This window comes from Streptomyces sp. NRRL WC-3549, assembly GCF_000721935.1.
Lineage (GTDB): Bacteria > Actinomycetota > Actinomycetes > Streptomycetales > Streptomycetaceae > Streptomyces.
The window spans coordinates 70,957-75,305 of sequence record NZ_KL585382.1; the positions used below are offsets into that span (position 1 = coordinate 70,957).

Consider the following 4,349-nt stretch of genomic DNA (forward strand, 5'->3'; position numbering starts at 1 on the left):
CCGGTACGGCCGCCGTCATGTGGCTCGGTGAGCTCATCACCGACCGCGGCATCGGCAATGGCATGTCGATCCTGATGTTCATCTCGATCGCCGCCAGCTTCCCCGCCGCCCTGTGGGCCATCAAGGAGAGCGGCAAGCTGGCCGACGGCTGGATCGAGTTCCTCACGGTCATCCTGATCGGCTTCGTGATGGTCGGCCTCGTCGTCTTCGTCGAGCAGGCCCAGCGCCGCGTGCCGGTCCAGTACGCGAAGCGGATGATCGGGCGCCGGTCCTACGGCGGTACGTCCACGTACATCCCGTTGAAGGTGAACCAGGCGGGTGTGATTCCCGTCATCTTCGCTTCTTCGCTGCTCTACATTCCTGCTCTAATCGTTCAGTTCTCCAATTCCACCGCGGGCTGGGCGACCTGGATCCAGAACCACTTCGTCAAGGGCGACCACCCGTACTACATCGCGACGTACTTCCTGTTGATCGTGTTCTTCGCCTTCTTCTACGTGGCGATCTCGTTCAACCCCGAGGAAGTCGCGGACAACATGAAGAAGTATGGTGGCTTCATCCCGGGTATCCGGGCCGGTCGACCTACTGCCGAGTACCTGAGCTACGTGCTCAACCGGATTACTTGGCCAGGATCGCTGTACCTGGGTCTGATCGCTCTTGTGCCGACGATGGCGTTGGCGGGCTTCGGTGGTGCGAACCAGAACTTCCCGTTCGGCGGGACGAGCATCCTGATCATCGTGGGTGTGGGTCTGGAGACCGTGAAGCAGATTGAGAGTCAGCTCCAGCAGCGCAATTACGAAGGGTTCCTCCGCTGATGCGAATCGTCCTCGTCGGGCCGCCCGGTGCCGGCAAGGGTACGCAGGCTGCGTACCTTGCCAAGAATCTCTCGATTCCGCACATCTCCACGGGCGACCTCTTCCGCGCCAACATCAGCCAGGGCACGGACCTTGGCAAGCGGGCCCGCTCCTTCATGGACGCGGGTCAGCTGGTGCCGGACGAAGTGACCATCGGAATGGCCAAGGACCGCATGGCCCAGCCGGACGCCGAGAAAGGCTTCCTGCTGGACGGCTTCCCGCGCAACGTGGGTCAGGCCGAGGCGCTCGACGCGATGCTCCGTGAAGAGGGCCTCGCGCTGGACGCGGTTCTGGACCTGGAGGTCCCCGAGGACGAGGTGGTCAAGCGCATCGCGGGCCGCCGTATCTGCCGGAACGACAGTGCGCACGTCTTCCACGTGACGTACAACCCCCCGAAGTCCGAGGGCGTCTGCGACGAGTGCGGCGGCGAGCTGTACCAGCGCGACGACGACAGCGAGGAGACGGTGCGTACCCGTCTCGAGGTCTACCACACGCAGACCGAGCCGATCATCGACCACTACCGGGCCCAGGGCCTGGTCGTGACGATCTCCGCGCTCGGCAAGGTCACCGAGGTGACCGCGCGGGCCATGGACGCCCTCAAGAAGTCCGAGGGCTGATCCCGGCCCCACCCGTACCACCACAGTCGGCCGCGGCGCCATCGGGCGCCGCGGCCGACTGTCTGCGCCGTATCGTGGAGTACGGCATCGACCGTTCCCCACCGCAGGAAGAAGGGCGCCGAGCAATGGTGCAGATCAAGACCCCCGAGCAGATCGCGAAGATGCGCGAGGCGGGCCTGGTGGTCGCCGCCATTCACGCCGCCACCCGCGAGGCCGCGGTCCCCGGTGCCACCACGAAGGACCTGGACGAGGTCGCCCGCAAGGTGATCGCGGACCACGGCGCGAAGTCGAACTTCCTGGGGTACGGCGGTTTCCCGGCGACCATCTGCACCTCGGTCAACGAGGTGGTCGTGCACGGCATCCCCGACGACAAGACCGTCCTCAAGGACGGCGACATCATCTCCATCGACGCCGGCGCGATCGTGGACGGCTGGCACGGCGACGCCGCGTACACGGCGTTCGTGGGCACCGGGCACGCTCCGGAGCTGGTCGAGCTGTCCCGGGTGACCGAGGAGTCCATGTGGGCCGGGATCGCCGCGATGAAGGTGAACAACCGGCTCGTCGACATCTCGAAGGCCATCGAGTCCTACATCCGCCGCCAGCCCCGCCCGGCGACCGGCAAGTACGGGATCATCGAGGACTACGGCGGCCACGGCATCGGCACCGAGATGCACATGGACCCGCACCTGCTGAACTACGTCGCGCGCAAGCGGGGCAAGGGCATCAAGCTCGTCCCCGGCGTGTGCCTGGCGATCGAGCCGATGGTCTCGCTGGGCACGGCGAAGACCGAGGTCCTCGCCGACGAGTGGACGGTCCTCACGACCGACAAGAGCTGGTCCTCGCACTGGGAGCACTCCATCGCGCTGACCGAGCAGGGCCCGCTGGTGCTGACCGCACCGGACTGCGGCCGGGAGCGGCTCGCGAAGTACGGGGTGGAAGTGGCGCCCGACCCGTTGGGCTGAGTACGTCCGCCGGGCGGAGTCCGGCGCGGCCGGCCGATGCCTGTGAGGCGCCCTGGCGCCGAGCCCGCGAGGGCTGCGTGGAGGTGGGGCCGGGGTGGAAGCGGCGCCCGACCCGCTGGGCTAGTGCCACTGCGGGCGAGGACCGCCCCGCCGGCCGGCGCGGCACCAGGCACGTCCGCCGGACGGGGTCCGGCGCGGCCGGCCGACGCCGGACCGGGCGTGTCCGCCGGAGCGCGCGGGCCCTGTGCCCGCCCCGACGGAGACGCCCGACTGGTTTTCGGATCGGTCCCCGTGGGCAAACTTGACGGATTCGTCTTTTGGAGTCCGCTGACGTAGACTGACTCGTCGGCTCTCGTGCATCAGTGTGCCCGTATGTCTGCGCACCGGTGTGGGTGAGTCGATCAAGGTAGCCGATTCGAAAGGCGAAGCGTGGCCAAGAAGCAAGGTGCCATCGAAATTGAGGGCACCGTGATCGAGTCCCTCCCGAACGCCATGTTCAAGGTGGAACTCCAGAACGGTCACAAGGTCCTCGCGCACATCAGCGGCAAGATGCGGATGCACTACATCCGAATCCTCCCGGATGACCGGGTCGTGGTGGAGCTCTCTCCGTACGACCTCACGCGTGGCCGGATCGTCTACCGCTACAAGTAGATCTTGCCGCCGCCCCGTTTCGGCGAGGCGATGGCACTGACCCGGAGAACCTGACATCCCATGAAGGTCAAGCCGAGCGTCAAGAAGATCTGCGACAAGTGCAAGGTGATCCGCCGCCACGGCCGGGTCATGGTCATCTGCGACAACCTGCGCCACAAGCAGCGCCAGGGCTGAAGCACGACCACCTGCATCTCGCAGCTCTTCGCGCGACGCACGTACACGTACATACGCAGTGCCCGTCCAAGCCACGGCTGACGACACCTCCGGCGGGGGCCGGGGACCCGGGCGTACCACCTCCTCCTCACGGTCGGGGTCGGCGTTCGGGAGCGGTACTGCGGAAGACCCCCGACATGACAACTGGAGCCATTGAATGGCACGCGTTTCAGGTGTTGACATCCCGCGCGAAAAGCGCGTGGAGGTTGCCCTCACCTACGTCTTCGGTATCGGGCGCACCCGGTCCAAGGAGATCCTCGCCACCACCGGCGTGAACCCGAACACCCGCGTTCGTGACCTGGCCGAAGAGGACCTGGTCAAGATCCGCGAGTACGTGGACGCCAACCTCCGCACCGAGGGTGACCTTCGCCGCGAGATCCAGGGCGACATCCGCCGCAAGATCGAGATCGGCTGCTACCAGGGCATCCGGCACCGTCGCGGCCTGCCGGTCCACGGTCAGCGCACCAGCACGAACGCGCGTACCCGCAAGGGCCCGCGTCGCGCCATCGCCGGTAAGAAGAAGCCGGGCAAGAAGTAGTCCTCAGCGGACGCACTGCGCGCTCCGGTCCGCCGGACGCTCGCAGCAACCAGCGGTCTTCGCTGTAGGACCGATCACCTCCCCTCTCCATCTGGAGTTCAGACATGCCCCCCAAGGGTCGTCAGGGCGCAGCCAAGAAGGTGCGTCGCAAGGAAAAGAAGAACGTCGCTCACGGCCACGCGCACATCAAGAGCACGTTCAACAACACCATCGTCTCGATCACGGACCCCTCGGGCAACGTGATCTCCTGGGCCTCCGCCGGCCACGTCGGCTTCAAGGGCTCGCGCAAGTCCACCCCCTTCGCCGCGCAGATGGCCGCCGAGTCGGCCGCCCGCCGCGCGCAGGAGCACGGCATGCGCAAGGTCGACGTCTTCGTCAAGGGTCCCGGCTCCGGCCGTGAGACCGCGATCCGCTCCCTCCAGGCCACGGGCCTCGAGGTCGGTTCGATCCAGGACGTCACCCCGACGCCGCACAACGGCTGCCGTCCGCCGAAGCGTCGCCGCGTCTGATCCGTCAC

The 4,349-nt window shown here is 66.8% G+C and carries 7 protein-coding genes; all 7 read left to right on the forward strand.

Features of this window, described 5'->3' with window-relative positions:
* The coding region (gene secY / locus IH13_RS0101970; RefSeq protein ID WP_031080484.1) for a preprotein translocase subunit SecY at positions 1-812 on the forward strand (812 nt) is incomplete at its 5' end.
* Positions 812-1,468: an adenylate kinase gene (locus IH13_RS0101975; RefSeq protein ID WP_031080486.1), complete on the forward strand. Its 657-nt coding sequence runs from the start codon at positions 812-814 to the stop codon at positions 1,466-1,468. The genes secY and IH13_RS0101975, both read left to right, overlap by 1 nt.
* A 125-nt stretch (positions 1,469-1,593) precedes the next feature.
* Complete coding sequence (gene map / locus IH13_RS0101980) at positions 1,594-2,430, forward strand: type I methionyl aminopeptidase (protein WP_031080488.1); 837 nt, start codon at positions 1,594-1,596, stop codon at positions 2,428-2,430.
* A 429-nt stretch (positions 2,431-2,859) separates the two neighbouring features.
* On the forward strand, positions 2,860-3,081 hold the full coding sequence (gene infA / locus IH13_RS0101985; RefSeq protein ID WP_003956442.1) for a translation initiation factor IF-1: 222 nt from the start codon (positions 2,860-2,862) through the stop codon (positions 3,079-3,081).
* A 60-nt stretch (positions 3,082-3,141) separates the two neighbouring features.
* Complete coding sequence (gene rpmJ, locus IH13_RS40320) at positions 3,142-3,255, forward strand: 50S ribosomal protein L36 (protein WP_003956441.1); 114 nt, start codon at positions 3,142-3,144, stop codon at positions 3,253-3,255.
* Positions 3,256-3,451: 196 nt separating this feature from the next.
* Positions 3,452-3,832, forward strand: a complete 381-nt coding sequence (gene rpsM, locus IH13_RS0101995; protein ID WP_014047799.1) for a 30S ribosomal protein S13 — start codon at positions 3,452-3,454, stop codon at positions 3,830-3,832.
* 104 nt (positions 3,833-3,936) lie between these two features.
* Positions 3,937-4,341, forward strand: a complete 405-nt coding sequence (rpsK, locus tag IH13_RS0102000; RefSeq protein WP_003956432.1) for a 30S ribosomal protein S11 — start codon at positions 3,937-3,939, stop codon at positions 4,339-4,341.
* The last annotated feature ends 8 nt before the right edge of the window (positions 4,342-4,349 follow it).

Excerpts from the sequence above, each read along its gene's own strand:
- IH13_RS0101975 (WP_031080486.1), top strand. The coding sequence starts at position 812 with ATGCGAATCGTCCTCGTCGGGCCGCCCGGTGCCGGCAAGGGTACGCAG.
- rpmJ (WP_003956441.1), top strand. The coding sequence starts at position 3,142 with ATGAAGGTCAAGCCGAGCGTCAAGAAGATCTGCGACAAGTGCAAGGTG.
- rpsK (WP_003956432.1), top strand. The coding sequence starts at position 3,937 with ATGCCCCCCAAGGGTCGTCAGGGCGCAGCCAAGAAGGTGCGTCGCAAG.
- rpsM (WP_014047799.1), top strand. The coding sequence starts at position 3,452 with ATGGCACGCGTTTCAGGTGTTGACATCCCGCGCGAAAAGCGCGTGGAG.
- map (WP_031080488.1), top strand. The coding sequence starts at position 1,594 with ATGGTGCAGATCAAGACCCCCGAGCAGATCGCGAAGATGCGCGAGGCG.